The 25,235-nt window shown below is 71.6% G+C and carries 28 protein-coding genes; 21 read left to right on the plus strand and 7 right to left on the minus strand.

Annotation, left to right across the window (positions count from 1 at the left end):
* Positions 1 to 72: 72 nt before the first annotated feature.
* The 5 genes from yajC (at position 73) to ACTMMA_RS12665 (ending at position 6,507) form a co-directional block, all read left to right on the plus strand.
* Complete coding sequence (gene yajC / locus ACTMMA_RS12645; RefSeq protein ID WP_441190494.1) at positions 73 to 369, plus strand: preprotein translocase subunit YajC; 297 nt, start codon at positions 73 to 75, stop codon at positions 367 to 369.
* On the plus strand, positions 369 to 2,327 hold the full coding sequence (gene secD / locus ACTMMA_RS12650; protein WP_441190495.1) for a protein translocase subunit SecD: 1,959 nt from the start codon (positions 369 to 371) through the stop codon (positions 2,325 to 2,327). Before yajC ends, secD begins: the two co-directional genes overlap by 1 nt.
* The gene (gene secF, locus ACTMMA_RS12655; protein ID WP_441190496.1) at positions 2,327 to 3,523 is read left to right on the plus strand and encodes a protein translocase subunit SecF; all 1,197 of its coding nucleotides are present in this window, start codon (positions 2,327 to 2,329) and stop codon (positions 3,521 to 3,523) included. Before secD ends, secF begins: the two co-directional genes overlap by 1 nt.
* Before the next feature lie 22 nt (positions 3,524 to 3,545).
* Positions 3,546 to 4,082, plus strand: a complete 537-nt coding sequence (locus tag ACTMMA_RS12660; protein WP_441190497.1) for an adenine phosphoribosyltransferase — start codon at positions 3,546 to 3,548, stop codon at positions 4,080 to 4,082.
* 100 nt (positions 4,083 to 4,182) lie between these two features.
* Positions 4,183 to 6,507, plus strand: a complete 2,325-nt coding sequence (locus ACTMMA_RS12665; RefSeq protein WP_441190498.1) for a RelA/SpoT family protein — start codon at positions 4,183 to 4,185, stop codon at positions 6,505 to 6,507.
* Positions 6,508 to 6,531: 24 nt separating this feature from the next.
* On the opposite strand, the gene ACTMMA_RS12670 is transcribed toward ACTMMA_RS12665, so the two are convergent.
* Both ACTMMA_RS12670 and ACTMMA_RS12675 read right to left on the minus strand, forming a co-directional pair.
* Positions 6,532 to 7,878: a M18 family aminopeptidase gene (locus ACTMMA_RS12670; RefSeq protein WP_441190499.1), complete on the minus strand. Its 1,347-nt coding sequence runs from the start codon at positions 7,876 to 7,878 to the stop codon at positions 6,532 to 6,534.
* Positions 7,878 to 9,671, minus strand: a complete 1,794-nt coding sequence (locus ACTMMA_RS12675) for a DUF349 domain-containing protein (protein WP_441190500.1) — start codon at positions 9,669 to 9,671, stop codon at positions 7,878 to 7,880. The genes ACTMMA_RS12670 and ACTMMA_RS12675 overlap by 1 nt, the downstream gene beginning before the upstream one ends.
* A 321-nt stretch (positions 9,672 to 9,992) precedes the next feature.
* Here ACTMMA_RS12675 and ACTMMA_RS12680 point away from each other — a divergent pair, with 321 nt between their 5' ends.
* The 4 genes from ACTMMA_RS12680 to hisS all read left to right on the plus strand — a co-directional run bounded on the left by ACTMMA_RS12680 (position 9,993) and on the right by hisS (position 12,822).
* Positions 9,993 to 10,688, plus strand: a complete 696-nt coding sequence (locus ACTMMA_RS12680) for an MBL fold metallo-hydrolase (protein ID WP_441190501.1) — start codon at positions 9,993 to 9,995, stop codon at positions 10,686 to 10,688.
* Between the two features lie 64 nt (positions 10,689 to 10,752).
* Complete coding sequence (locus tag ACTMMA_RS12685) at positions 10,753 to 10,977, plus strand: FitA-like ribbon-helix-helix domain-containing protein (protein WP_441190502.1); 225 nt, start codon at positions 10,753 to 10,755, stop codon at positions 10,975 to 10,977.
* A complete protein-coding gene (locus ACTMMA_RS12690; RefSeq protein ID WP_441190503.1) occupies positions 10,974 to 11,360 on the plus strand; it encodes a type II toxin-antitoxin system VapC family toxin in 387 nt (128 codons plus the stop codon). The genes ACTMMA_RS12685 and ACTMMA_RS12690 overlap by 4 nt, the downstream gene beginning before the upstream one ends.
* Before the next feature lie 10 nt (positions 11,361 to 11,370).
* Positions 11,371 to 12,822, plus strand: coding sequence for a histidine--tRNA ligase (hisS, locus tag ACTMMA_RS12695; RefSeq protein ID WP_441190504.1), 1,452 nt, complete (start codon positions 11,371 to 11,373; stop codon positions 12,820 to 12,822).
* A gap of 84 nt (positions 12,823 to 12,906) precedes the next feature.
* Here the strand turns inward: hisS and ACTMMA_RS12700 are convergent, their stop codons facing one another.
* Both ACTMMA_RS12700 and ACTMMA_RS12705 read right to left on the minus strand, forming a co-directional pair.
* Entirely contained in the window at positions 12,907 to 13,323 is a 417-nt protein-coding gene (locus tag ACTMMA_RS12700) for a hypothetical protein (protein WP_441190505.1), read from the minus strand.
* A complete protein-coding gene (locus ACTMMA_RS12705) occupies positions 13,320 to 13,655 on the minus strand; it encodes a hypothetical protein (RefSeq protein ID WP_441190506.1) in 336 nt (111 codons plus the stop codon). The genes ACTMMA_RS12700 and ACTMMA_RS12705 overlap by 4 nt, the downstream gene beginning before the upstream one ends.
* 103 nt (positions 13,656 to 13,758) lie before the next feature.
* Between ACTMMA_RS12705 and ACTMMA_RS12710 the strand changes: the two genes are divergently transcribed.
* Genes ACTMMA_RS12710 through ACTMMA_RS12720 form a run of 3 tightly spaced genes read left to right on the plus strand, consistent with a single transcriptional unit; the run spans position 13,759 to position 15,760 of the window.
* The gene (locus ACTMMA_RS12710) at positions 13,759 to 14,280 is read left to right on the plus strand and encodes a SigE family RNA polymerase sigma factor (protein WP_441190507.1); all 522 of its coding nucleotides are present in this window, start codon (positions 13,759 to 13,761) and stop codon (positions 14,278 to 14,280) included.
* Positions 14,277 to 15,020: a hypothetical protein gene (locus ACTMMA_RS12715; RefSeq protein WP_441190508.1), complete on the plus strand. Its 744-nt coding sequence runs from the start codon at positions 14,277 to 14,279 to the stop codon at positions 15,018 to 15,020. Before ACTMMA_RS12710 ends, ACTMMA_RS12715 begins: the two co-directional genes overlap by 4 nt.
* On the plus strand, positions 15,017 to 15,760 hold the full coding sequence (locus tag ACTMMA_RS12720; RefSeq protein WP_441190509.1) for a hypothetical protein: 744 nt from the start codon (positions 15,017 to 15,019) through the stop codon (positions 15,758 to 15,760). The genes ACTMMA_RS12715 and ACTMMA_RS12720 overlap by 4 nt, the downstream gene beginning before the upstream one ends.
* A 1-nt stretch (position 15,761) precedes the next feature.
* Here ACTMMA_RS12720 and ACTMMA_RS12725 read toward each other — a convergent pair whose 3' ends face one another.
* From ACTMMA_RS12725 to ACTMMA_RS12735, 3 genes are read right to left on the minus strand one after another with little or no spacing between them, the layout of a single operon-like run.
* Entirely contained in the window at positions 15,762 to 16,472 is a 711-nt protein-coding gene (locus tag ACTMMA_RS12725; RefSeq protein WP_441190510.1) for a peptidylprolyl isomerase, read from the minus strand.
* Between the two features lie 30 nt (positions 16,473 to 16,502).
* Positions 16,503 to 17,072, minus strand: coding sequence for a hypothetical protein (locus tag ACTMMA_RS12730; protein WP_441190511.1), 570 nt, complete (start codon positions 17,070 to 17,072; stop codon positions 16,503 to 16,505).
* A gap of 4 nt (positions 17,073 to 17,076) precedes the next feature.
* The gene (locus ACTMMA_RS12735) at positions 17,077 to 17,313 is read right to left on the minus strand and encodes a hypothetical protein (protein ID WP_441190512.1); all 237 of its coding nucleotides are present in this window, start codon (positions 17,311 to 17,313) and stop codon (positions 17,077 to 17,079) included.
* Positions 17,314 to 17,477: 164 nt separating this feature from the next.
* Between ACTMMA_RS12735 and ACTMMA_RS12740 the strand changes: the two genes are divergently transcribed.
* The 9 genes from ACTMMA_RS12740 (at position 17,478) to hisIE (ending at position 25,213) form a co-directional block, all read left to right on the plus strand.
* Positions 17,478 to 17,789 carry a YerC/YecD family TrpR-related protein gene (locus tag ACTMMA_RS12740; protein ID WP_441190513.1) on the plus strand — a complete coding sequence of 104 codons (312 nt, stop codon included), beginning with the start codon at positions 17,478 to 17,480 and terminating at the stop codon, positions 17,787 to 17,789.
* A gap of 94 nt (positions 17,790 to 17,883) precedes the next feature.
* Positions 17,884 to 18,795, plus strand: coding sequence for an ATP phosphoribosyltransferase (gene hisG / locus ACTMMA_RS12745; protein ID WP_441190514.1), 912 nt, complete (start codon positions 17,884 to 17,886; stop codon positions 18,793 to 18,795).
* Complete coding sequence (hisD, locus tag ACTMMA_RS12750; protein ID WP_441190515.1) at positions 18,792 to 20,138, plus strand: histidinol dehydrogenase; 1,347 nt, start codon at positions 18,792 to 18,794, stop codon at positions 20,136 to 20,138. Before hisG ends, hisD begins: the two co-directional genes overlap by 4 nt.
* Positions 20,135 to 21,238, plus strand: a complete 1,104-nt coding sequence (hisC, locus tag ACTMMA_RS12755) for a histidinol-phosphate transaminase (protein ID WP_441190516.1) — start codon at positions 20,135 to 20,137, stop codon at positions 21,236 to 21,238. The genes hisD and hisC overlap by 4 nt, the downstream gene beginning before the upstream one ends.
* A complete protein-coding gene (hisB, locus tag ACTMMA_RS12760) occupies positions 21,235 to 22,332 on the plus strand; it encodes a bifunctional histidinol-phosphatase/imidazoleglycerol-phosphate dehydratase HisB (protein WP_441190517.1) in 1,098 nt (365 codons plus the stop codon). The genes hisC and hisB overlap by 4 nt, the downstream gene beginning before the upstream one ends.
* Positions 22,329 to 22,964 carry an imidazole glycerol phosphate synthase subunit HisH gene (hisH, locus tag ACTMMA_RS12765; RefSeq protein ID WP_441190518.1) on the plus strand — a complete coding sequence of 212 codons (636 nt, stop codon included), beginning with the start codon at positions 22,329 to 22,331 and terminating at the stop codon, positions 22,962 to 22,964. Before hisB ends, hisH begins: the two co-directional genes overlap by 4 nt.
* Positions 22,965 to 23,002: 38 nt before the next feature.
* A complete protein-coding gene (gene hisA, locus ACTMMA_RS12770) occupies positions 23,003 to 23,758 on the plus strand; it encodes a 1-(5-phosphoribosyl)-5-[(5-phosphoribosylamino)methylideneamino]imidazole-4-carboxamide isomerase (RefSeq protein WP_441190519.1) in 756 nt (251 codons plus the stop codon).
* Positions 23,755 to 24,537 carry an imidazole glycerol phosphate synthase subunit HisF gene (gene hisF, locus ACTMMA_RS12775; protein WP_441190520.1) on the plus strand — a complete coding sequence of 261 codons (783 nt, stop codon included), beginning with the start codon at positions 23,755 to 23,757 and terminating at the stop codon, positions 24,535 to 24,537. The genes hisA and hisF overlap by 4 nt, the downstream gene beginning before the upstream one ends.
* 13 nt (positions 24,538 to 24,550) lie before the next feature.
* Entirely contained in the window at positions 24,551 to 25,213 is a 663-nt protein-coding gene (hisIE, locus tag ACTMMA_RS12780; RefSeq protein WP_441190521.1) for a bifunctional phosphoribosyl-AMP cyclohydrolase/phosphoribosyl-ATP diphosphatase HisIE, read from the plus strand.
* Positions 25,214 to 25,235 lie beyond the last annotated feature (22 nt).

Here is a 25,235-nt window from a genome sequence, read left to right on the forward strand (position 1 = left end):
CCGGCTCTGCCCGGGCGGTCCGGTGCCCGCCGACGCGGCACCACCTTCTGTGCGAATGAAAAGGGTCTCACCATGACGCCAATGGCTGCCGCCGCTCCCGCCGCCGGGGGAGGGAGCCTCTTCAGCATGCTCATCCTCGCGCTGCCGATCGTCGTCCTCCTGTGGCTGATGATGACGCAGCGCCGCCGCGCCAAGGCTGTCCAGCAGGCGCAGGCCGAGCTGGCCGTCGGGCAGGACGTGATGCTCGCTGCGGGGATCTACGGCACCATCGCCCACCTCGACGGTGAGACGGTCCACCTCCAGGTCTCCGACGGTGTCGTGCTGCGGGTCAACCGCCGCTCGGTGGTGCCGCCGGAGGCTGCCGTCTGATGCTGTCCCGCCCCGCACCCGAGCGCAAGGACGAGGATCTCACCGGGATCTCCGCCCCCACGCGCCGGCCCACGTCCAAGGGTCGACGCGCCAAGCCCCGTGCCCGGAGCGTCAAGCGCGCGAGCATGCGTGGCCCGATTCGCACCCTCCTGAGCCTCCTGGTCCTGACCCTGCTGCTCTTCGGCGGCATCGGCGCCGCCCACCAGTGGGGCGACCCGCGGGCCGAGCTCACCCCGCAGCTGGGTCTGGACCTGGCCGGCGGTCGGCAGGTCGTCCTCGCCCCGCTCACCGACGGCGGGCAGGCGATCAATCCCTCCCAGCTCGACCAGGCCATCGACATCATCCGCCGCCGCGTCGACGGCACCGGCACCGCGGAAGCCGAGGTCAGCCGACTGGGCAGCAACGTTTCGGTCGCGATCCCCGGCAACCCGACCCCCGACCAGCTGGAGGCGCTGAGCCGCTCCTCCCAGATGGTCTTCCGTCCGGTCCTGCAGGCGATGCCGGTCTATCCGCCCGGCGAGCAGCCGACCCCGCCGCGTGAGCTCCCGCTGCCCTCGGAGCAGCTCGACCAGCTCGTCGAGGAGAGCCAGCTCCCGCCCATGCCCAGCGTGGACGAGGAGGCGCCGGCCGACGGCGCCGAGCAGACCGAGGAGAACCGCGGCGGCACCCGTCTTCCGGCAGCCTCCGACGAGACCGGCAGCACCGCCCCGGCCGGCGCGGACGACGCGTCCCAGACCACCGAGCCCGTCGAGCCCCCGGTTCGCGCGGCCGACCCCTCCGACCTGGCGCAGATCACCCCCGAGCTGCAGACCGAGTTCATGGCCGCCGACTGCAACCCCGGCGAGGGCGCGGACGCCATCGCCGACGCGGGATCCAGCGCCCCGGCCGACCAGCCGCTGATCGCCTGCTCCAGCGAGGGTGACGAGAAGTACATCCTCGGCCCCGTCGAGCTGGGTGGTGGCGCCATCACCGACGCGACCTCCGGCATGCAGCAGCTCCAGCAGGGCGTCGTCACCGGCGCCTGGGAGGTCGTCCTCACCTTCGACGACGAGGGTGGCCAGACCTTCTCCGACGTCACCCGCCGCCTCATGACCTACCCCCAGGGTGCTCCGCAGAACCGTTTCGCGATGGTCCTGGACGGTGAGGTCATCTCCGCCCCGACGGTCAACAACCCGATCACCAACGGGGTGGCGACCATCTCGGGCAACTTCACCGCCGAGACCGCCGAGACGCTGGCCAACCAGCTCAAGTTCGGTGCGCTGCCCATGAGTTTCGAGGTCCAGACCTCCGAGCAGATCAGCCCGACGCTGGGCGGGGAGCAGCTCCGGTGGGGTCTGATCGCCGGTGCCATCGGTCTGTTGCTGGTCTTCATCTACATGCTGCTGCAGTATCACCTGCTCGGCTTCGTGGCGATCGGTTCGCTCATCGTCGCCGGGATCCTGACCTACGGCGCGGTGACCCTGCTGGGCTGGGCGACCAACTTCCGCCTCACCATGGCCGGCGTCACCGGTCTGATCGTGGCCATCGGCATCACGGCGGACAGCTTCATAGTCTACTTCGAGCGCGTCCGTGACGAGGTCCGCGCCGGGCGTCCGCTGCGCTACGCGGTCGACACCGGGTGGGACCGCGCCAAGCGGACGATCATCATCTCCGACGTGGTCAACCTGATCGCGGCCGGCGTCCTCTACTACCTGTCCGAGGCGGGCGTGAAGGCCTTCGCCTTCACCCTCGGGCTGACCACGATCCTGGACCTGGTCATCGTCATGATGTTCACCCACCCGATCGTGAGCATCCTGGCCAACACCCGCTACTTCGGCGAGGGCAAGAAGTGGTCTGGCATGGAGCCGGAGCGCCTCGGCGCGAAGCGCTCGACCTACCTGGGCCGGGGAGAGTTCCGCCCGCCCGCTCCGGTGCGGAGACGGCATACCCGCGAAGAGCTGGAAGGCGGTGTGGTCTGATGTCGCGCTTCAGCCAGTTCGGCAACGATCTCTACTCCGGCAAGAAGTCTTTCCGGATCGTTCCCCGACGCAACTTCTGGTATGCGGTCAGCGCGGTCCTGCTGACCGTCTCCCTGATCGGTCTGATCGGCTTCGGTCTCAACTTCGGCATCGAGTTCCGGGGCGGCACCGAGCTGCGCGTCTCGGGCGTCTCCCAGATGGAGGACTACGAGCCGCGGGCCGGGGAGGTCATCGACGCCAACGTCGACGGCCACACCACGACCGTCACCCGCATCGGTGACGACACGGTCCGGATCCAGACCGGCGAGATGGCCGCGACGCAGGCCGAGGACGTGCGCGCCGACCTCGCCGAGGAGTTCGGGGTCCCCGTCGAGTCGGTGACCAGCTCGCTGGTCGGTCCATCCTGGGGCGAGAGCGTGACCAAGCGGGCGGCCATCGCCCTGGGCGTCTTCCTCGCCCTGGTCACGGTCGTGCTGACGCTCTACTTCCGCACCTGGAAGATGGCGCTGGCCGCCCTCGTCGCTCTCGTCCACGACGTCGTCTTCACGCTGGGTGTCTACGCCCTGCTGGGCATCGAGGTCTCGCCGGCCTCGGTCATCGGCTTCCTGACGATCCTGGGCTACTCGATCTACGACACCATCGTCGTCTTCGACAAGGTGCGTGAGAACACCGAGGAGGCGATGGACACCCACCGGATGACCTACGCCGAGGCGGCCAACCTGGCGGTCAACCAGACCTTCGTCCGATCCATCAACACCTCGGTCGTGGCGCTGCTGCCGGTCGCGGTCATCCTCATCGTCGGCCTGACCCTGATCGGCCCCGGCACCCTGGTCGACCTGGCCTGGGCGCTGCTGATCGGCATCGCCGTCGGCACCTTCTCCTCGATCTTCATCGCCACCCCGCTCCTGGTGCACCTGCGCCAGGGCGAGGAGGAGATCAAGAAGCACGACGCCATCGTGACCAAGCGTCGCGCCCGCGGGGAGCTCAAGGCCGAGCGTCAGGCGGCCGCCCAGGCCGACCTCGAGGCGCTCCAAGCCGAGGCCGAGAAGTCCGCCGTCGTCGGCGCTGCCGCCCCTCCCACGAGCGCGGCCGCCCCCTCCGCACCGTCCACGGGTGCGGTGCCGGCCGGACGTCCGCTCCACCCCTACGCCCAGCGCGGTCCCCGCAACCAGCCCAAGCGCAAGCGCCGCGGCTGACCCACCCCGACGAGGTGCACCGATGACGACCACCGACCCCACGCTCCGCGACGACGTCGTGGCCGGGATGCGGGACATCCCGGACTTCCCGATCAACGGGGTGGTCTTCAAGGACTTCACCCCGCTGCTCCTGGACGCCGCGCTCCGGGACCGCATCGTGGCCGACACCGTGCAGCGCCAGCGCGGCCGGGTCGACGTCGTGGCCGGGATCGAGGCCCGCGGCTTCATCCTCGGCGCGATGATCGCCCACGAGCTGGGCGTCGGCTTCGTCCCGGTCCGCAAGGAGGGCAAGCTGCCCTCGGCCGTGCACAGCCTGTCCTACGCGCTCGAGTACGGCACCGCCACCCTGGAGATCCACCAGGACGCCGTGTCCAACGGCGAGCGGGTCCTGGTCGTCGACGACGTCCTGGCCACCGGCGGCACCCTCGCCGCCACCTGCCAGCTCGTCGAGCAGTGCGGCGCCAGCGTCGCGGCCATCGAGCTCGTCCTGGAGATCGGCGAGCTCGGCGGGCGGGACAAGCTGCAGGGCTACGACGTCCACTCGCTGGTCATCATCTAGGTCGGGTCCGCCCGCGGATCCACCCTGCGCATCCAGCCCGCAGACCCACCCGGGCCGCCCACCGGTCGGTCTCCGGCGTCGAGAGCCCTATCATCTATCCATGGTCGACCCGGCTAGCACTCCGCCGCCCACCCCTCGGGTAGGCGGCGGCCTGCGTCCGAGGTGGACCCGCCTGGGTGGTCGTTCGACCACCTCGACCCCCGCGCTGGAGCCCCTGCTCCGTGCCGTCCGGGCCACCCACCCCAAAGCCGACCTGACCCTCATCGAGCGCGCCTACGCGGTCGCGGAGAAGGCCCACGAGGGGCAGCAGCGCAAGAGCGGCGACGCCTACATCACCCACCCCCTGGCGGTGGCCACGATCCTGGCCGAGCTGGGCATGACGCCTTCCACCATCGCGGCGGCGCTGCTCCACGACACGGTGGAGGACACCACATACTCCCTCGACCAGCTGCGCACCGAGTTCGGTGACGAGATCGCCATGATGGTCGACGGCGTGACCAAGCTGGACAAGATGACCTACGGCGAGGCCGCCCAGGCCGAGACGGTCCGCAAGATGGTCGTGGCGATGGCCAAGGACATCCGGGTGCTGGTGATCAAGCTCGCCGACCGCCTGCACAACGCCCGGACCTGGCGCTACGTCTCGGCCGAGTCCGCCGCGCGCAAGGCCTCCGAGACGCTGGAGATCTACGCCCCGCTGGCGCACCGGCTGGGGATGAACACGATCAAGTGGGAGCTGGAGGACCTGTCCTTCGCCCAGCTCTACCCCAAGGTCTACGACGAGATCGTGCGGATGGTCGCCCAGCGCGCGCCGGCGCGGGAGGAGCTGCTGGCCCAGATCCGCACCGAGATCAACGAGGAGCTGCGGGCCAGCAAGATCCGCGCCACGATCACCGGCCGGCCCAAGCACTACTACTCGGTCTACCAGAAGATGATCGTGCGGGGGCACGACTTCGACAAGATCTACGACCTGGTGGGCGTGCGCGTGCTCGTCGACTCCATCCAGGACTGCTACGCGGTGCTGGGCGCCCTGCACAACCGGTGGAACCCGGTGGCGGGGCGGTTCAAGGACTACATCGCGATGCCCAAGTTCAACATGTACCAGTCGCTGCACACGACGGTCATCGGCCCCGAGGGCAAGCCGGTCGAGATCCAGATCCGCACCCACCAGATGCACCGCCGGGCAGAGTACGGCGTCGCCGCGCACTGGAAGTACAAGGAGCGCTCGCTCGACGGCACCCGCGCCGTGCCCGGTGCCGACGGCGCACCCGGGGCCCTGGAGGGTATGCAGTGGCTGCGCCAGCTGGTGGACTGGCAGCAGGAGACCTCCGACCCCAGCGACTTCCTGGACTCGCTGCGCTTCGAGATGGGTGGGGGAGAGGTCTACGTCTTCACCCCGGGTGGTGACGTCATGGCGCTGCCCAGCGGGTCGACGCCGGTCGACTTCGCCTACGCCGTGCACACCGAGGTCGGGCACAAGTGCGTGGGAGGGCGGGTCAACGGGCGGCTGATCCCGCTGGACTCCGAGCTGCACAACGGCGACGTCGTCGAGATCATCACCAGCAAGGCCGAGGAGGCCGGGCCCAGCCGGGACTGGCTCAACTTCGTCAAGAGCGGGCGGGCGCGCAACAAGATCCGCCAGTGGTTCACCCGCGAGCGGCGCGAGGAGATGGTCGAGTCCGGCAAGGACCAGATCGCCAAGGTCCTGCGCAAGCAGAACGCCCCGCTCCAGCGGCTGATGTCCCACGAGAGCCTCAGCCAGGTCGCCCAGGCGCTGGGCTACAAGGACATCGACGGGCTCTTCGCCGCGGTCGGCGAGGGCCACGTCTCACCGCAGCACGCGGTCCAGCAGCTGATCTCCAACGCCGGTGGTGACGAGGCGGTCACCGAGGACCTCGCCGAGGGGACCAGGCCGACCCGCGGACGGGTGCAGGCCACCGACCCCGGGGTCACGGTCGTCGGTGCCGACGACGTGTGGGTCAAGCTGGCCAAGTGCTGCACGCCGGTGCCCGGGGACGAGATCCTGGGCTTCGTCACCCACGGGCGTGGGGTCTCGGTCCACCGGACCGACTGCACCAACGCCAAGCAGCTCCAGGCCCACCCCGAGCGGATCATCCCCGTGGCCTGGGCCCCCAGCGCCAACAGCCTCTTCATGGTCAACCTGCAGGTCGAGGCGCTGGACCGGCCGCGGCTGCTCTCGGACATCACGCGCGTCCTCTCCGACCAGCACGTCAACATCCTGTCGGCGTCGGTGCAGACCAGCCGTGACCGGGTGGCCCTGTCCAAGTTCAGCTTCGAGATGGCCGACCCCTCGCACCTGCAGTCGGTGATCAGCGCAGTGATGAAGATCCCTGCGGTCCTCGACGCCTACCGCGTCACCGGCACCACCAGCACCGACCCGCACCGCCGCACCCGCACCTCGGCCTGAGAGGGCGTTCGCGCGCTGCGCGCCTCAGCTGGTGACCGGGGCGAGGAAGGCGGCGAGGGAAGCCGCATACCCCGCCTGGTCGATGGTGCCGCAGATCTCGCGGGTCGAGTGCATCGAGAGGACCGGGGCGCCGAAGTCGACCGTGGTCGATCCGGTCAGCGCAGACGTCATCGGGCCGACGGTCGAGCCGCAGGGCAGGTCCGAGCGCGTCACGAAGGTCTGCATCGGCACGCCGGCCTGCTCGCACGCCAGCGCGAAGGCGGCCGCGCCGAGAGCGTCGGTGGCATATCTCAAGTTGTTGTTGACCTTGAGGACGGGACCACCGTTCATCAGGATCGGGTGCTCGGGCTCGTGCCGCTCGGCGTAGTTGGGGTGCGTGGCGTGGGCCATGTCGCCGGAGGCGATCACGGTGCCGGCCAGCGCCCGCCAGTAGTCCTCACGGGTCCCGCCCGCGGCCAGCACGATCCGCTCCAACCACGCCGGCAGGAAGGTCGACTGCGCGCCGCGCTCGGACATGCTGCCCACCTCCTCGTGGTCGAAGAGGACGATGACCGGGATCCACGACTGCGGCGAGGGGTGCTCGACGGCGTGCAGCAGGGCCCGCACCGCGGCATAGCTCGTCGCCAGGTTGTCCAGACGGGCCGAGGCGATGAGCTCGCCCTCGCTGCCGATCCGCCGGGCGGGGGTCAGGTCGTGGGTCATCGCGTCGTAGCCCAGCAGGTCGGCCGGGTCGACGCCCGCCTGCTCGGCCAGCCAGGCGCGGAAGTCCCGCCTGTCCACCCCCAGGCCCCAGTGGGGCGCGAGGTGCGTCTGGTCGTTGAGCTTGAGGCCCTCGGAGCGGACCCCGCGGTCCAGGTGGATCGCCAGCTGGGAGACCCGCAGGATCGGGTGGTCGCAACGCCACAGGCGGTGGCTGTAGCCGCCGGGAGCGTCGCCGTCGCGCACCGTCACCCGCCCGGAGAGCCCGAGGTCACGGTCCAGCCAGCTGTTGGTCAGCGCGCCGCCGTAGACCTCGACGCCGAGCATCTGCCACCCGGCGCGGGTCCAGTCCGGCTGCGGCTTGATCCGCAGGTTGGGGGAGTCGGTGTGGGCACCGACCACGCGGTATGGGGTGTGCGGGCTTCGTGCGTCGCCCACCTCCGCGGTCGACCAGGCCAGCAGCGAGCCACCGCGACGAACCACATACCGACCGGGGTCGGTGGGGGTCGGGTCCGTCTCGGCGACCTCGGTGAAACCGGCCGCGGTCAGGAGCGCGGCGGCCTCGTCGACGGCGTGGAAGGCCGAGGGGGAGGCGTCGAGATAGGCGCAGAGCCCGTCGGCGACGTCGGTGACCTGGGTGGACAGCTGGGCGAAGGACTCCGTCAGTGCCATCAGGACAGGTTTCCTTGCGCCGACTCGAGCCACATCTTCTTGGTGGCCAGCTCGGACTCGATGGCCGCGACCTTCTTGTCGTCCCCGGCAGCCTGTGCCGCGGCCAGGTCGGCCTCCAGACCCTGCACGGCACGCTCAAGCTGACCGGCCAGCGACTGGGCGCGGGCGGTGAGCTCGGGGTCGGACTGCTTCCACTGGCGGTCCTCGATGTCGCGGACCTTCTGCTCGACGGCCCGCAGGCGGTTCTCCACCCGGCGGATGTCGTTGCGGGGGACCTTGCCGGCCGCGTCCCACTTGTCCTGGATGCGGCGCAGCTCGGCCTTGGCGGAGTCCAGGGTGCCGGCCTCGATGGTCAGCGCCTCGGCCTCGACCAGCAGCGCCTCCTTGACCTTGAGGTTCTCGGAGAACTCCGCCTCCTCGGCCGCCACGACCTCGTCCTTGGCGTTGAAGAAGGCGTCCTGGGCGGCCTTGAAGCGCTTCCACAGGGCGTCGTCGTCGGCGCGGGAGGCCCGGCCGGCACGCTTCCAGTCCTGCATGAGGCGCTTGAAGACACCGGCGGTGGGACCCCAGTCCTTGCTGCCGGAGAGGGCCTCGGCCTCCTTGACCAGGGCCTCCTTGGTGGCCTTGGCGTGGCCGTGCTCCTCGTCCAGGCGGGCGAACCAGGCCTTGCGGGTCTTGTCGAAGGAGGTGCGGGCGTGGCTGAAGCGCTTCCACAGCTCGCTCTCGACGTCCTTGTCCAGGCGCGGGCCGGAGCGCTGGTGCGCCTTCCACTCGTCGAGCAGTTCGCGGACGCGGGCGCTGGCCTGCTTCCACTGGACCTTGGCCGGCTCGGTGGCGGCCAGGGCCTCGGCCTCGGCGACGAGCTTCTCGCGGGCGGTGGCCGCCTCGGCCTTGGCCGCGGCGCGGTGCTCGGCCTCGACGGCGGACTTGGCGGAGATGGCCTCCTCGAGGGAGGACAAGGTCGACTCGAGCGCGGCCAGGTCGCCGACCACGTGGGCCTCGCCGATCTGCTCCTTGAGGTGGGAGAGCGCCTGACGGGCGTCGTGGGCCGAGACGTCGGTGTGGGCCACCCGCTGGGCGAGCAGGTCGGCGGAGGCGGCCAGCTCGTCGTACTTGCGCGCGAAGTAGGCCAGGGCCTCCTCGTCGCTTGCGCCCGGGTAGGAGCCGACGGCCCGCTCGGTGCCGTCCGCGGCGATCACGTAGACGGTCCCGTCCTCACCGACGCGGCCGTGCTTGACCGAGTCGCTGGGGGCGGCCGGGGCCGCGTCCGTCGCCGGGGCGGGTGCGGCCACGCCTGCCGGGGGTGCGGGGACCGCGGGCTTGCGCGCGGCGAACATAGCGGGGGAGGGCATGGCGCTCGGCTTCGGCGCCGCGGGGGTGGGCCTGGCCTCCGCGGCCGGCTCCTCGTCGGCATCCGGAGCCTCGGCGGCATCTTCGGCGGGGGCGGGCTCCTCGACCGGCTCGACCTCGGCCTGGGCGTCGGTCTGCGCGGGGGCCTCGTCCTCGGTGCTGGCCGGGCTCTCGTCAGCCTCGTCGGCAGTGGTGGTCTCGACGGCGTCCTCGGGAGCGAGCGCCACGTCGGCCGCATCGGGAGCGGGTGTCACATCGGGGGTCGTGTCATCGACGACGTCCTGAGGAGCGTCGTCCGTCTTCGCCTCTGCAGTGGTCGCCTCTTCGGGCTGGGCCTCTGCGGTCGTCGCCTCTGCAGTGGTCGCCTCTTCGGGCTGCGGAGCGTCGGGCTGCACCTCGTCGGGCTCCGGCGTGCTGGGCGTGGTGGCGGGCTGGTCGGACACGATGGTTGGCCTCTCTCGACCGCGAGCGCGACCATCTGGGCCGCCTCGACATGGCATGAACGCAGCAACCCTATCTAACGCCATCGTGATCAGCCTGCGCATATCCCTGACCGACCGCACGCCCGACCGCACGGCCACCCGACCGCCCGGCAGCCCGACCGCACGCCCGACCGCACGCCGGGCCGACCGTCCGCCGGAAAGTGATCCGTCGTCCGGAAAGTTCCGGACGACGGATCACTTTCCGGCTGATGGTTCTGGAGCCGACGGATGGGATGGGGCGGATGGGGTGGGGCGGATGGGGTGGCGGATAAGGTCGGGCCCATGTTCGTGCGCAGCATCGTGGCCGACGCCTTCGGGACCAACTGCTACATCGTCGCGCCCGCGCGCGGCGAGGAGTGCCTGATCATCGACCCGGGCATCGGCGTCGAGAACCGCGTCCAGGACGTCCTCGCCGAGCACCGTCTCCGCCCGGCCGCGGTCCTGCTGACACACGGGCACCTCGACCACGTCTACGCCGTCACCCCCGTGTGCGCCGGCACGACGGCGGCCTACATCCACAGTGACGACCGCTACCGGCTCAGGGACCCGCTGGCGACGATGAGCCAGCCGCTGGTCATGGCGCTGGAGCAGCAGTTCGGCCGCAAGGCCACATGGACCGAGCCGGAGGATGTCGTCGAGTTCACGGACCGGCAGGTGCTGGAGCTGGCCGGGATGAGCGTCGAGATCGCTCACGCGCCGGGCCACACCGAGGGCTCGGTGCTCTTCACCACCTCCGGAGTCCCGGAGGGGATCCCGAGCGACGAGCTGGACCGGACGATCCTGTCGGGGGATGTGCTCTTCGCCGGTTCCATCGGCCGCACCGACCTGCCCGGCGGCGACCACGCCGCGATGACCCGCTCCCTGCGCGACGTGGTGCTCCCGCTGCCCGACTCGTCGCTGGTCCTGCCCGGGCACGGTCCCGCAACCACAATGGCCCGCGAGCGCACGACCAATCCCTACCTGCAGGGCCTGGTCTGAAGCTCTGCCGACAGGGCCTGCTGCACACACTGCATGCACTCTGCATGTGGCCTATGCTTGTCGCATGACCACGATCCAGGTGCGCAACGTCCCCGATGAGGTCAGCCGCGCCCTGAAGGCGAAGGCCGCGCTCGAGGGCAGGTCGCTGAGCGACTACCTCCTGGGGGAGCTGGAGCGCCTCGCCACCCGGCCCGGGAGGGCTCAGCTCCTGGCCAGGATCGCGGAGCGTGAGGTCCGGGACCTGCCGCCCGCGGAGCTGATCCTCGACGAGGAGCGCGCCGGCAGATGACCCTCGTGGTCGATGCCTCCGTCGTCGCGGAGGTCCTGCTCAACACCAGGAGGGGCGGGGTGGCAGGTAGGCATCTGGATGACCACCACGTGGTGGCGCCCCAGCATCTCGTGGCCGAGGTGGTCTCGGTGCTGCGTGGCTGGTCGCTGGGTGGGCATCTGACTGACCGTGAGGGGCGGCTGGCTCTGCGTGAACTGGATGTGATGGGCATCGAGCTCCTCCCCGTGGAGGGGTTGCTGCCCCAGGTGTGGGACCTCCGGCACAATCTCAGCGCCTACGACGCGATGTATGTCGTCCTGGCCCGCGCGATCGACGCTCCGCTCCTGACGCTGGATGAGCGGCTCGTCAGGGCAGCGCCGGATTGTGCCCGGCTCGCCAACTAGACTGCCGGGCGTGATCACGCCTCGCACCCCGTCCGGAGTCCTCGAGCTGCTGCCGCCCGACCAGGTGGCCTTCCAGCGGATGCTGGACGCGATCCGCGCCGGCTACGAGCGCTTCGGCTTCCTGCCGATCGAGACCCCCGTCTTCGAGCGCTCCGACGTGCTGCTCACCAAGACCGGGGGAGAGACCGAGCGTCAGGTCTACTTCGTCCAGTCCACCGGTGCCTTGGAGAAGGCCCGCGCCGAGGCGGCCAGCGCCGCGTCCGCCGAGGCGAGCACCGCCGCCGGTGGGGAGCAGGACGCCACCGGCGACACCGCATACCCCGAGCTCGCCCTGCGTTTCGACCTCACCGTGCCCCTGGCCCGCTATGTCGCCGAGCACGAGCACCAGCTGACCTTCCCTTTCCGCCGCTACCAGATGCAGCGGGTCTACCGCGGCGAGCGGCCGCAGCGTGGGCGCTTCCGCGAGTTCTACCAGTGCGACGTCGACGTCATCGGCAAGGACGAGCTGAGCGTGCGGCACGACGCCGAGTGCCCGGCGATCATCCACGGCATCTTCACCGACCTGGCGATCGGCCCGTTCACGATCCAGATCAACAACCGCAAGCTGCTGCGCGGGTTCTACGAGGACATGGGCATCACCGACCCCGACACCCAGGCCGCGGTGCTGCGCGAGGTCGACAAGGTAGACAAGCGGGGCGCGGACTATCTCTACCAGTCGCTCACCGAGGGCTTCGGGCTCAGCGAGGAGGTCGTCGGCCAGATCCTCGCCTTCGTCGCCGTGCGCTCCGAGGGCCACGAGGACGCGCTGACCCGGCTGGCCGAGGTGGAGGCCGCCTCCTCCGGCAGCCCCGCCCTGGCCGAGGGCGTCGCCGAGCTGCGCGAGGTGCTCACGCTCGTGCGTGCCATGGGCGTGCCCGAGTCCGACTACCGCCTCAACTTCTCGATCGCGCGCGGGCTCGACTACTACACCGGCACCGTCTACGAGACGACCCTCGACGAGCACCCGCAGATCGGCTCGATCTGTTCCGGCGGCCGCTACGACAACCTTGCGGGGCAGTACACCAAGTCAAAGCTCCCCGGCGTCGGCATCTCGATCGGCCTGTCCCGCCTGTTCTGGCAGCTGCGCGACGCGGGGCTGCTGGAGGACTCGACGGGGGAGTCGACCGTGCAGGTGCTCGTGCCCCAGGTCGACGCCGAGCTCCTCGACGAGCAGCTCGCCCTCGCCTCCCAGCTGCGCGCCGGGGGGATCAACACCGAGGCCGTGCTCGACGGCGGCAAGCTCGGCAAGCAGCTGCGCTATGCCGACCGCGCGGGCATCCGCTTCGTCGCGATCCTGGGCGGCCAGGAGGTCGCCGACGGCACCGTGACGCTCAAGGACCTGCGCAGGCAGGACCAGTTCACCGTGCCCCGCGACGAGGTCGTCTCCGCGCTGAAGGTGGAGCTGGCCCAGCCCCAGGTCTGATCTCCACCGGTATGCGGTGGCTCGCGTCCCGGTGACCGTCCCCCTAGTCCTGGGGCGGGGTGGCCAGGTTGTAGATCTCTGACGTCACGATCGGGCAGAGCTCGCCAGCGCGCTGGCGGGTCGCGTCGTCGGGGAGGGGATCCCGTGGTAGGGGTGCCAGCGGGGTGAGACGTTGTTGCGGTAGTCGGCGCTGAACTTCTCCAGGGTCGGCGGCTCCGGGGGCGGGTGGCCCAGCCGCGTGAGGCAGTCGGTGACCTCGCCGGTCTGGTGGGCGTGGAGCGCCCGCAGCTGGGCGTCGTTCCACGGCTGGTAGGCCTTGGGGTCCCACGGATACTGCGCCACGCACAGATACATCGCGGTCTCGTAGTCCTTCTGCTGGGCCTCGGTGGCGGCACTCCAGCTCATGCCGCCCGCCGCATCGAGCGCCACCGGGAAGCCGGAGTCGTTCATGCAGGCGCCCCAGACCTGGGTCGACTCCTCCATCGTGGTGGTGCGGATCACCGGAGGCAGCGGGGCGGCGGGTCGTCGAACCGCCAGTGGCCGGCGAGCCACTGCTCCCGCGTCAACGACTTCGGCATCGGGCCGGCGTCGACGACATGCGTCACGCCGTCCTCGTCGACCGTGACGACCTTGCCGTCCTCGGTGGTCACGACGCTGTCGACCGTCGGTGTGGGCGCCGGACCCGTCGTGGGTGCTGCGCCCGGGGTCGCGGGCGCGCTCGGGGTCGCTCCTGGGGCCGATGTCGCCCCGCCCGAGGGGGAGGTGCCTGCCTCGTGCGAGGAGCAGCCCGCGAGCACGAGGGCGACGGCGATGGCGGAGGTGAGCTGCTTCATACCTCCGAACGCCCGGGGCGAGCCATGGTTGGGTGAGGTCGGCACCCAACCGGACCGTTGTCCCGTGCGTTGAGGTGCATCAGGTCGGACGAGAGGAGCAGGCGTGCAGGAGCTGGGCGAGGACTTCGTCGCCTTCGTCCGTGCTCGCCAGGGCGCGCTGCTGCGGTCGGCTTACCTGATCTGTGGTGACCACCACCTGGCCGAGGACCTCCTGCAGGACGCCCTCGCCAAGCTGGCCAAGCGGTGGGAGCGGGTTCGGGACGAGCAGCCGGAGGCCTACGTGCGCAAGATCCTCTACCGGGACACGATCTCCCGGTGGCGCCGGTCCCGCCGCGAGGTCCTGGTCGACCACCAGGACCCCGGCGGGCTGATGGCGGCGCGCGCGCTCCCGGACGGTGCGACCGCCTGGCTCACCGCGGACCAGGTGCGGGAGGCGCTGCGGCTGCTGCCTCCCCGTCAACGCGCGGTCATGGTGCTGCGCTACTTCGAGGGGCTGTCGGAGGCCGAGATCGCCTCGGCCCTGGGCATCGCGCAGGGGACGGTCAAGTCCCAGGCCAGCGACGCGATCAGGACCCTGCGCCGGCTCATCCCGGCGGTGGACCACCTTCCGGAGGAGGGATCATGAGACAGAGGGACGAGGGTATGGAGCCGCTCGGCCTGGAGCGGGCGCTCGCCCTGGTGGCGGACGAGGCGGAGGAACGCGACGTCGCCGAGGCCGCCTGGCGGCAGGGGCGTGCGGCGCGCCGCCGTGGCCAGGTGGTGGCGGGCGCGCTCACGGCAGGTGCGGTCGCGGCCGCGGCGCTGACCTGGTCGATGATCCCGCGGGACGGGGGCTCGCTGGCGCCGGCCGGGGAGTCGGCGGACCGGACGGCGTCCGTCGCCGAGGAGCCGTCGCGCTACCGGGAGATCGCGGCCGGGGTGCGCAGCAAGATCGAGGGCGCGTGCCTCGACGAGGCCGGCTGGTCGGTGAGCCGGGAGCGTAACGGTGTCTGGAAGAGCGCCACCTGGCCCACGCACGCGGGAGCCGGCGAGCCGAGGGAGCTGAGGGCCGACCTGGCTGCGTGCGAGGAGGTCACCGGGATGGGGGTGACCATCGGCACCTCGGTGGAGACCGACGGCCTGAGCGGGGAGGACGAGGCCACGATCCGGGCGGTCTACCGGGAGTACGCCGCCGTCGCCAAGTGCCTCCAGGACGAGCTCTCCCTCGTCGTCTGGGTGCCGGACGAGGAGTCGTTCGTCAACGCCTACCCGGTCGGCAGCACGCCGCCGTGGCATCCCTACTCGACAGCCTCGTCCTATGTGGGGCCGGTCGAGATCGCGCAGAGCTGTCCGATCGTGGACACGTGGAGCGGGGCGAAGCCGTGAGGCGTGGGGCGGCCGCAGTCCCGATCGCCATGCTCGCGCTCGGGCTGTCCGGGTGCGCGGCCCCGTCGGTCTCGCCGCCGGTGGAGCCGTCGGTCGCCCCCTCGGTCGCCCAGTCGGTCGAGCCGGCAGGGGACGGGACTGGGGTGTCGGCGGCACCGGTCGTCAGCACTGACGCAGGCATGACCGACGCGGAGCTGGCCGCCGCGCTCGAGGCTGCGCCACCGGGCCCGCCCCGCAGCAACGCCGAGATGCTGGAGCAGCTCTGGGAGCAGCTGCGGCTGGAGGGGGAACCGCCGGTGGTGGAGCCGGTGCGCACCATCACGGTCGAGGAGTGGCAGGTCGTCTATCACGACTGCATGGCCGAGCTGGGCTTCCCTTCCACCGTCGACCAGCACGGCCAGCAGGGGATCAGCTTCGACCGGGCCCACAAGGACGACATGGGGCGGGCGTCCTACACGTGCACGGCGCGCTACCCCTTGGACGAGGCCCGGATGCAACCCTTCGACCTGGCCCAGCTGCGGCTGCTCTACGACTGGCGCGTGGAGGAGACCATCCCGTGCATCGCCGCTGCGGGGATCACGCCGCCCGAGCCGCCGTCCTTCGAGTCCTTCGTTGCCCGGTATGCCGCGACCGGCTACGAGCACTGGAGCCCGATCGGCGAGATCGACATGCCTCCTGACGCGCCGGAGGGCTGGTGCCCGGACGCGCCTCCGGACGAGATCCTCTACGGCGACCGCTGAGTCAGTCCTCGACGTCGACGGACAGGATGCTGATCGGCTGGGAAGGGGCGCCGTCGCCACGGCCGCCGTCCACCCCCTGGTCCGCCACGGCCTGGACGATCTCGAGGCCCTCGGTCACGCGGCCGAAGATCGAGTAGCCACCGCCGTCCACCGGCAGGGTGGTGTCGTCGTAGACGATGAAGAACTGGCCGCCGTTGCTGTTGGGGTCCTGGGTGCGGGCCATCGCGAGCGTGCCGGGCGGGTAGGCGCCGTCGGCCGGCGCGTTCTCGATGCCGTAGCCGTAGCCGGGGTTGCCCCGGCCGCTGCCCGTCGGGTCGCCGCACTGGAGCACGAAGATCCCGGAGGTGGTGAGGCGGTGACAGGCGCTGTCCTCCCAGTAGCCCTGCTCGGCCAGGAAGGCGAAGGAGGCGACGGTCTGCGGCGCCTTGGCCGCCTCCAGCTCCAGCACGATGTCGCCGCAGGTCGTCTGCAGCGTCGCGGTCACGGTGGCCGGGTCGCCCGACATCGGCTCCGGCAGGTCGTCCTGGGTGAAGGTGGGCACCTCCGCCGGGGGAGCGGGCGGAGCCTCGCACTCCAGCGCCGGCGTGCCGGAGCCGGTCTCATCCTCGGGCCCGCCGAAGGTGGCATCACCGGTGGCGCAGCCCGACAGGATCAGGGCCAGGGCCGCCAGGGCGGAGGGGGGCAGGACAGAGCGGGAGGAGACACGGCACATGGGCGGGATTCTACGGAGGCCGTCGGACCTCTAGCTGCTCTGGTCGGGGACGTCCCAGTCGGGGCATTCGGGCCACCACGCGCTCCAGTGCTCCAGGCGCCCGTCTTTCACCGCGGCGTCGAGCTCGGCACCGAACATGGGCAGGTCCAGCCAGTTGGGATCGGCCAGGTAGGTCTCCAGCGACGGAAGCTGGCCCACGTCGATGTCGAAGGTGTCCCGCATGCAGGGGACCCACTCATCCCTCAGGTAGGCATAGTGCTGCTCCCGCGCCTCCGGAGAGTCCTGCTGGATCACCTCGGCCACCGGATACTGAGCGCGACAGGTCTCGTCGGCGCGTTCGTAGGCCTCCGACATCGCCGCATCATAGGGTCCGTACTCCACGGAGCCGTCCGGTCCCACCCCAGAGGACGGGAAGCCTGCCTCCGTCATGCAGGTCGCGTGGACCGTCGGCGACTCGGCCCACCCGACCGTGCGGACCACGTCCACGCCAGGTGCGGTGGCCGCGGCGTCGCTTGCAGGTCCTGGGTCCGCGGCCGGGGCGCAGGCAGAGAGCGCGACGAGGAGGCCCACCATGAGAGCCACCCGGCCACGTCGCGCCACGGGCCTAGCCACTGTGCTCGGCCCATCCACGAGGCGCCCTGGTCCTGAGTCGTCGGACGACCAGCTGCACGCCCGCGACCACGGCGAACATGGCCGCCAGCGTGAGCCCGGCGGTCAACCAGGGGGTCGGGTCGAGGAGCTCGCTGCACCAGCCTCCTGAGTCGGTGCGCCCGCACACCTCGCCGGGGCCGCGCCAGTGCTTCGCGGCGACCCACAGCAGCCAGACCGCTGCGCCGATCATGAGCCCTCCTTGCCCGCCACCGTGTCGTGCCGTGCCTGCGACACTACCGACGTGGGGATGTCGTCGCACCCTCGGCGCTGTGTTAACGTACTATCGCGCTGTTACAGCGAGCACGCTCAGCAGCCGGATCCACACCCGCCGATCGCACCGAGCAGAGGACACCCGTGAAGGCACGCACGACCGAGCAGGACCGCGCCACGACGCGGGCCGCCCTCGTCGCCGTGCTCGCCGGGCTGGACGACCCCACCGCCGTCGACGCCTTCCTGGAAGACCTGTGCACCCCGGCCGAGATCGAGGCCCTGGCCGACCGGTGGTCGGTCGTGCCGTTGCTGGCCGGGGGGATGTCCTACCGCCAGATCCACGAGGTCACGGGCGTGAGCGTCACCACCGTCGGGCGGATCGCGCGTTGCCTGGAGACGGGGGCGGGTGGCTACCGCCGGGCGCTCGAGCATCAGCCGAGCAGCACCCCGGCCTGAGCCGGCGCCCGAGGGCGTGCGCCGACGCCCAGATCCCGAGGATCGCCCGAGAGCCACGACATACCCCCGCACCCCTGACCCACGGAAGGTCGTCATGACCCCGCCTGCCACCCAGCCCCGCGAGCGCCTCCGCGTCGCGATCCAGAAGTCCGGTCGTCTCGGCGAGCCCGCGCGCGAGCTGCTCGCCTCCTGCGGCCTAACCTGGCGCGAGAGCCGCGACAAGCTGTTCTGCTACGGCGAGAGCCTGCCCGTGGACCTGCTCCTCGTGCGTGACGACGACATCCCCGCCCTGATCGCCGACGGCGTCTGCGACCTGGGGATCGTGGGCCGCAACGTCCTCGTCGAGCACGGGCTGGCGCTGGCCGCCAAGGGCAAGGACAAGCCGATCGTTGAGTGGCGCCAGCTCGGGTGGGGGACCTGCCGGCTCGACGTCGCCATCGACGAGGACGACGACTGGACCGGTCCGGACCAGCTGCGGGGCAAGCGGATCGCCACGTCCTACCCGCTCACGCTGGGCCGCTGGCTGGCCGAGAACGGCGTCGACGCCGAGCCCGTCGTGCTCAACGGCTCGGTCGAGATCGCCCCGCGGCTCGGGCAGGCCGACGTCGTCTGCGACCTCGTCTCCACCGGTGGCACCCTGCGCGCCAACCAGCTCAAGCCGGTCACCACGATCCTGCACAGCGAGGCGGTCATCGCCGGCCCCGACGCCCACCTGGACGACGGCCGGCAGGAGATCGCCGACCTGCTCCTGCGCCGGCTCGACGGGGCCGTGCAGCTCAAGGAGGCGCGCCTGCTGATGATGCGGGCCGAGCGTCGTCTGCTCGACCAGGTGCTGCCGCTGCTGCCCGGCGGCCACGAGCCCACGCTCATGGGCGTCGAGGGCCGCGACGAGGTCGCGATCCAGATGCTCGTGCACGGCTCGGTCTCCTGGGCCAAGCTCGAGGATCTCAAGCGCGCCGGCGCGCACAACCTCATGGTGCTGCCGGTCGAAGGGATGCTGGCATGAACGTCCTGACCTGGACCGACCTGTCCGAGGAGCAGCGCACCGACGCCCTGCGTCGCGGGACCGCCGCGGCCGGACCCGAGGTCACCGCCGGGGTCGCCGCGATCCTGGAGCAGGTGCGCACCGGGGGAGACGCCACCCTGCGCGAGCTCACCGCCCGGCTGGACGGGGCCACGGTCGACGCGCTCGAGGTGCCGGTCGCCGACCGGGACGCTGCGGCCGCGGGGCTGGACCCGGAGCTGCGGGCCGCCATCACCGAGGCGGCCGGGCGCATCCGCGCCTTCCACGAGGCCGGTATGCAGCAGCCCTACTCCGTGGAGACGGCACCGGGCGTGGTCTGCGAGCGGGTCGTGCGACCGATCCGCCGCGTCGGGCTCTACGTGCCCGCGGGCTCGGCTCCGCTGCCCTCGACCGCGCTGATGCTCGGCGTCCCGGCGCAGCTGGCCGGCTGCCCCGAGGTCGTCCTGTGCACGCCGCCCCGCCGCGACGGCACCGCCGACCCGACGGTCCTGGCGGCCGCGGCCGAGTGCGGCATCGAGCGGGTCTTCCTCCTCGGCGGGGCGCAGGCGATCGCCGCGATGGCCTACGGCACGGAGTCGGTCCCCGCCTGCGACAAGTTGTTCGGCCCCGGCAACGCCTGGGTGACCGAGGCCAAGCGTCAGGTGTCGACCGCCGAGGGCGGGCCGGGCATCGACATGCCGGCCGGGCCGTCCGAGGTGCTGGTCATCGCCGACGCCGGTGCCGACGCGGAGTTCGTCGCCGCCGACCTGCTCAGCCAGGCCGAGCACGGTCCCGACAGCCAGGTCATCCTGCTCACCGACAGCGCCGACCTCGCGCAGGCCGTCGCGGACCAGGTCGAGGAGCAGGTCGCGTCCCTGCCCCGGGCCGACATCGCCCGCAAGGCGCTGGCCTCATCCCGGCTGGTCGTCACCCCGGACCTGGACACTGCGGTCGACGTCTCCAACGACTATGCCCCCGAGCACCTCATCCTCGCGCTCCGCGAGCCCCGCGGCTGGGTGGGTCGGATCGACCGCGCCGGGTCGGTCTTCCTCGGCGACCACACCCCGGAGACGCTCGGCGACTACTGCTCCGGCACCAACCACGTCCTGCCGACGGCCGGCGCGGCGCGCTTCACCGGCGGGGTCAACGTCTCTGCCTTCCAGATCGCGATGACGGTGCAGCAGGCGACACCGGCCGGTCTCGCGGCCGTCGGCCCCTGCGCGGTGACACTCTCCGAGGCCGAGCAGCTGCACGCCCACCAGCGGGCGGTCACCCGTCGCCTGGCACGCTCCGGCGACCAGCCGGGTCCGGCCACCTCCTGCTACGAGCCGGAGCCCGCCCGATGACCGGCCCCAGCGCGCCGTTCCCCACCGCCCTGGTGCGTGAGGACCTGCGCGACTTCACCGGCTACTCCTCGGCCCGCACCAGCGCGGTCGGCGTCCCGGCCCGGATCTGGCTCAACGCCAACGAGTCCGGCCGTCCCAACGAGGCCGACCCCGACGGTGCCAACCGCCGCTATCCCGACCCCCAGCCCGCAGCCCTCGTCGACGCCTTCGCCGACGTCTGGGCCACCACGCCCGACCGGATCGTCGTCGGACGCGGCAGCGACGAGGTCATCGAGCTCCTCGTGCGCGCCCTGTGCCGCCCGGGCGGGGACGCGGTCGTCACCTCTTCACCGACCTTCGGGATGTATGCGGTGTCCGCCCGCCTCCACGGCACCCCGGTCATCGACGTGCCGCAGACCGAGGATGGCCTGACCTGGCGGGTCGACACCGAGGCGGTCCGGGCGGCCGCGGTCGAGCACGGGGCCAGGATCGTCTTCCTCGCCTCGCCCGGCAACCCCACCGGCGCCGTCGTCCCCCTCCGGGAGATCGCCGACCTGGCCGACGCCCTGGCCGACCAGGCCGTGGTCGTCGTCGATGAGGCCTACGGCGAGTATGCCGAGCAGCGCTCCGCCGCCACCCTCCTGGAGGAGCACCCCACGCTCGTGGTGCTGCGGACCCTCTCCAAGGCGCACGCCCTGGCGGGCGCCCGCATCGGCATCGCCCTGGCCCACCCCGACCTCGCCACCGTCCTGAGGCGCGTGCAGGCCCCATACCCCCTGAGCGTCCCGGCGACCAGGCTCGCCCTGGAGGCACTCACCCCGCAGGCCCTGGCCGCGACCCAGCGGCGCGTGCTCGAGACGCTCGGGCTGCGTGACCAGGTCGGACGCCAGTTGCGCGACCTGCCCGGGGTGCGCGCCGTCTACGCCAGCGAGGCCAACTTCCTCCTGGTGCGCTGCGACGACCCCGACCAGATGCTCCGGACCGTCGCCGCGGCGGGCATCGTCGTGCGCGACATGCGACACCTGCCCGGCCTCGACGACGCGGTGCGCATCACCATCGGCACGCCGGAAGAGATGTCCGCCCTGGACGACGCCCTGACCCACAGAGAGATCCACGCATGAGCACCCGACCGATCTGCTTCGTCGACCGCGACGGCACCCTGATCACCGAGCCGGAGGACTTCCAGGTCGACTCGCTGGCCAAGCTGGCCCTCGTGGACGGCGTCATCCCGGCGCTGCTGAAGATCCAGGACGCCGGCTTCGACCTGGTCATGGTCACCAACCAGGACGGGCTGGGCACCGAGTCCTTCCCGCAGGAGGACTTCGACGGGCCGCACGACCTGATGATGCAGATCCTCACCAGCCAGGGGATCCGCTTCCGCGAGATCGTCATCGACCCCCACCACGGCGGCCCCGAGGCGCCCTGGACCCGCAAGCCCGGCATCGGCCGCGTCGTCCACCTGCTCAAGGACCCCGGCGTCGACTGGTCGCGCTCCTTCATGGTCGGCGACCGGGAGACCGACAAGGAGTTCGGCGACAACCTGGGGATCCCCACCTACCTGCTGCCGTCCCGGGCCTGGAGCGAGGGGATGGAGACCACGACCTGGGCCCAGATCGCCCACACCGTCGTCGACCGCCCCCGCGTCGCCCACGTCGAGCGCAACACCGCCGAGACCCGGATCACCGTCGACGTCGACCTCGACGGCTCCCCGGGGGCCGTGGCCGAGACCGGGATCGGCTTCTACGACCACATGCTCGACCAGCTCGCCAAGCACGGCGGGTTCGCGATGCGCGTCCGCTGCGACGGCGACCTGCACATCGACGACCACCACACGGTCGAGGACGTCGCCCTGGCGATCGGCCAGGCCATCCGCGAGGCGCTGGGTGACAAGCGCGGCATCGGCCGCTACGGCTTCACCCTGCCGATGGACGAGGCGCAGGCCAGCGCCGCCATCGACCTGTCGGGACGTCCCTACTTCGTCTACGAGGGCACCTTCGAGCGCCCCAGCGTGGGCGACTTCTCCACCGAGATGGTCGAGCACTTCTGGCGCTCCTTCGCCGACGCGCTGCGCTGCACGCTCCACCTGTCGGTGAGCGGCACCAACACCCACCACAAGATCGAGGTCGGCTTCAAGGCCGTCGCGCGGGCCCTGCGCATGGGCATCTCCCGCCAGGGCGACGCCACCGAGCTGCCCTCCACCAAGGGCGTGCTGTGACCGGACCGACGGGCGCCCCCGCGGCAGGCATGCGGGTGGCCATCGTCGACTCCGGGGGCACCAACATCGCCTCGGTCTCCGACGCCCTCGAGCGAGTGGGTGCCACCGCCCGCCTCACCAGCGACCGGGCCGAGATCCTGGCCGCCGACCGGGTCGTGCTGCCCGGCGTGGGCGCTGCCCGGGCCGGCATGGAGCGCCTGCGCGCGGCGGACCTCGTCGAGGTGCTCCACGAGGTCCAGGCACCGTTGCTCGGGGTCTGCCTCGGTATGCAGCTGCTCTTCGAGCGCTCGGCCGAGGACGGCGGTGTCCCCACCCTCGGGATGATCCAGGGTGAGGTGATCCGCATACCCTCCGCGCCGCAGGCACGGGTGCCCCACATGGGCTGGAACGCCCTCACCGGCCTCGCCGAGGACCCCCTGCTGGCCGGGATCGAGGAGGGGGAGCGGGCCTACTTCGTCCACTCCTTCGCCGTCCCGGTCGGCCCCGCCACCATCGCCTCGACCGTGCACGGGGAAGCCTGGAGCGCGGTCGTGCGTTCCGGTCTGCGGTGGGGGGCGCAGTTCCACCCGGAGAGGTCGGCGTCGCTCGGCGCACGGCTTCTGCGAAACTTCTGTATGGAGGTCGACCGATGATGACCGACGTCCTGGACCGATCCTGGAGTGATGCTCACGTGAGCCCGACCCGACAGTTCACCGTCTACCCGGCCATCGACGTGCGCGGGGGCGCCGTCGTCCGGCTCCTCAAGGGCGACTACGACCAGGAGACGCGCTATCCCGGCGACCCCGTCGAGGTCGCCGTCCAGTACGCCCGCAGCGGCGCCCGCTGGCTGCACCTGGTCGACCTCGACGCCGCCCGCGCCGGCGGCTACACCCTCGCCGAGACCCTCGGACAGATCGTGGACCGCACCGGGCTGATGGTGCAGACCGGTGGGGGAGTGCGCTCCGAGGACGACGTCAAGGCGATCCTCGACGCCGGGGCCACCCGGGTCGTCGTGGGCTCCCTGGCCGTGCGCGAGCCGGAGACCGTCATGGGCTGGATCGAGAAGTTCGGGCCCGAGCAGATCACCGTCGCGCTGGACACCCGCACCGGCGAGGACGGGACGTGGGTGCTGCCGACCGCCGGGTGGACCTCGGTGGCGCAGGAGGACCTGATCACCGCGCTGCACCGCTATGACGACTCGGGGCTGCGGCACGTGCTGTGCACCGACATCGGGCGGGACGGCACGCTGGCCGGCCCCAACTTCCACCTCTACACGATGCTGACCCGCTCCGCGCCGCAGCTGCAGGTGCAGGCCTCCGGCGGGGCGCGGGACGTCGACGACGTGCGTGCGGCGCGCAAGACCGGGTGCTCCGGGATCATCCTGGGCAAGGCCGTGCTCGAGGGCCGGCTGTCCATCGAGGACGCCGTCGCCGAGGAGGGTCTGTGACCCTGGCCCGGCGCATCATCCCCTGCCTGGACGTGCGCGACGGGCGCGTGGTCAAGGGCACGCGCTTCCGGGACCACGTGGACATGGGCGACATCGTCGAGCTGGCCACGCGCTATGCCGCCGAGGGCGCCGACGAGCTGGTTTTCTACGACATCACCGCCAGCCCGCAGGGGCGGGCCGTGGACGTCGACTGGGTGCGGCGGGTGGCGCGCGTGATCGACATCCCGTTCTGCGTCGCCGGCGGCATCCGTGACGTGGAGGCGGCGCGGCGGGTGCTGCACGCCGGGGCCGACAAGATCTCGGTCAACACCCCGGCCACGCAGCGGCCAGAGCTTGTCGGGGAGCTGGCCGAGGCCTTCGGCACGCAGTGCGTGGTCGTGGGCGTCGACAGCCTGCGCGACGAGGACGGGCAGTGGCGGATCCGCCAGTTCACCGGCGACCCCGACGCGACCCGTGCCCTCACCGTGACGACGCTGGACTGGGTGCGTCGGGTGCAGGACCTGGGGGCCGGCGAGGTCGTGCTCAACTGCATGGGCTCGGACGGGGTCCGGTCCGGCTATGACGTGGAGCAGCTGGCCGCGGTGCGCGCGGTCTGCGAGGTGCCGCTCGTCGCCAGCGGCGGGGCCGGGGCGGCCGAGCACTTCGTCGAGGTCTTCCGCGAGGCGGACGTCGACGGCGCCCTGGCCGCCACGATCTTCCACAACGGCTCGGTGGCGATCCCGGACCTGAAGGCGGCACTGGCGCAGGCCGGCATCGTCGTGCGCGAGGTGGCGGCGTGAGCGGGGTGGCGGCGTGAGCGCCGGCCGGAGCGTGCCCTCGAAGCGGTCGCTGCCGCTGACCCTGCTGCCCGCAGGGCTGACCGTGGCCGACGTCGACTTCTCCAAGACCGACGGCCTGGTGCCCGGGGTCGTCCAGCACGCCCGCACCGGGCAGGTGCTTATGGTGGGCTTCCTCGACGAGCAGGCGCTCATCACGACGCTGGAGGACGGGTTGGCGACCTTCTACTCCCGCAGCCGTGGTGGGCAGTGGACCAAGGGCGAGACCAGCGGCAACACCCTCGCCGTCACGGCGGTCGAGGTCGACTGCGACCGCGACACCCTGCTGATCCACGCCCTGCCCGCAGGGCCGACCTGTCACACCGGCGACCAGACGTGCTTCGGCGGGGAGGCGATGCCCGGGTCGTTCGTGCACGAGCTCGACGGGGTCGTGGCCTCGCGCAAGGCCGAGCTGCCCGAGGGGTCCTACACGACCAGCCTGTTCACCGGCGAGCTGCGCCGGATCGCCCAGAAGGTCGGGGAGGAGGGCGTCGAGACCGCGCTGGCCTCGGTCGCCCAGGACGATGACGCCCTGCTGGGGGAGTCGGCAGACCTGATCTACCACCTGCTCGTGCTCCTGCACGCCCGCGGCCTCACCCTGGCCGACGTCGAGCAGGTCCTCCGCGCCCGCCACACCTGACCCCGCCCAGGTCCCGGCCACG

Origin of the sequence: Ornithinimicrobium panacihumi (assembly GCF_052073805.1) — a bacterium.
Classification (GTDB): Bacteria; Actinomycetota; Actinomycetes; order Actinomycetales; family Dermatophilaceae; genus Ornithinicoccus; species Ornithinicoccus panacihumi.

Bases quoted from the DNA above. Each gene is read 5' to 3' on its own strand.
- hisD (WP_441190515.1), top strand. From the start codon at position 18,792: ATGAACGTCCTGACCTGGACCGACCTGTCCGAGGAGCAGCGCACCGAC.
- ACTMMA_RS12665 (WP_441190498.1), top strand. From the start codon at position 4,183: ATGGTCGACCCGGCTAGCACTCCGCCGCCCACCCCTCGGGTAGGCGGC.
- ACTMMA_RS12715 (WP_441190508.1), top strand. From the start codon at position 14,277: ATGAGACAGAGGGACGAGGGTATGGAGCCGCTCGGCCTGGAGCGGGCG.
- hisB (WP_441190517.1), top strand. From the start codon at position 21,235: ATGAGCACCCGACCGATCTGCTTCGTCGACCGCGACGGCACCCTGATC.
- hisG (WP_441190514.1), top strand. From the start codon at position 17,884: ATGACCCCGCCTGCCACCCAGCCCCGCGAGCGCCTCCGCGTCGCGATC.
- ACTMMA_RS12685 (WP_441190502.1), top strand. From the start codon at position 10,753: ATGACCACGATCCAGGTGCGCAACGTCCCCGATGAGGTCAGCCGCGCC.
- ACTMMA_RS12660 (WP_441190497.1), top strand. From the start codon at position 3,546: ATGACGACCACCGACCCCACGCTCCGCGACGACGTCGTGGCCGGGATG.
- ACTMMA_RS12705 (WP_441190506.1), bottom strand. From the start codon at position 13,655: ATGAAGCAGCTCACCTCCGCCATCGCCGTCGCCCTCGTGCTCGCGGGC.
- ACTMMA_RS12680 (WP_441190501.1), top strand. From the start codon at position 9,993: ATGTTCGTGCGCAGCATCGTGGCCGACGCCTTCGGGACCAACTGCTAC.
- secF (WP_441190496.1), top strand. From the start codon at position 2,327: ATGTCGCGCTTCAGCCAGTTCGGCAACGATCTCTACTCCGGCAAGAAG.
- yajC (WP_441190494.1), top strand. From the start codon at position 73: ATGACGCCAATGGCTGCCGCCGCTCCCGCCGCCGGGGGAGGGAGCCTC.
- ACTMMA_RS12670 (WP_441190499.1), bottom strand. From the start codon at position 7,878: ATGGCACTGACGGAGTCCTTCGCCCAGCTGTCCACCCAGGTCACCGAC.
- ACTMMA_RS12725 (WP_441190510.1), bottom strand. From the start codon at position 16,472: ATGTGCCGTGTCTCCTCCCGCTCTGTCCTGCCCCCCTCCGCCCTGGCG.
- ACTMMA_RS12690 (WP_441190503.1), top strand. From the start codon at position 10,974: ATGACCCTCGTGGTCGATGCCTCCGTCGTCGCGGAGGTCCTGCTCAAC.
- hisC (WP_441190516.1), top strand. From the start codon at position 20,135: ATGACCGGCCCCAGCGCGCCGTTCCCCACCGCCCTGGTGCGTGAGGAC.
- secD (WP_441190495.1), top strand. From the start codon at position 369: ATGCTGTCCCGCCCCGCACCCGAGCGCAAGGACGAGGATCTCACCGGG.
- ACTMMA_RS12735 (WP_441190512.1), bottom strand. From the start codon at position 17,313: ATGATCGGCGCAGCGGTCTGGCTGCTGTGGGTCGCCGCGAAGCACTGG.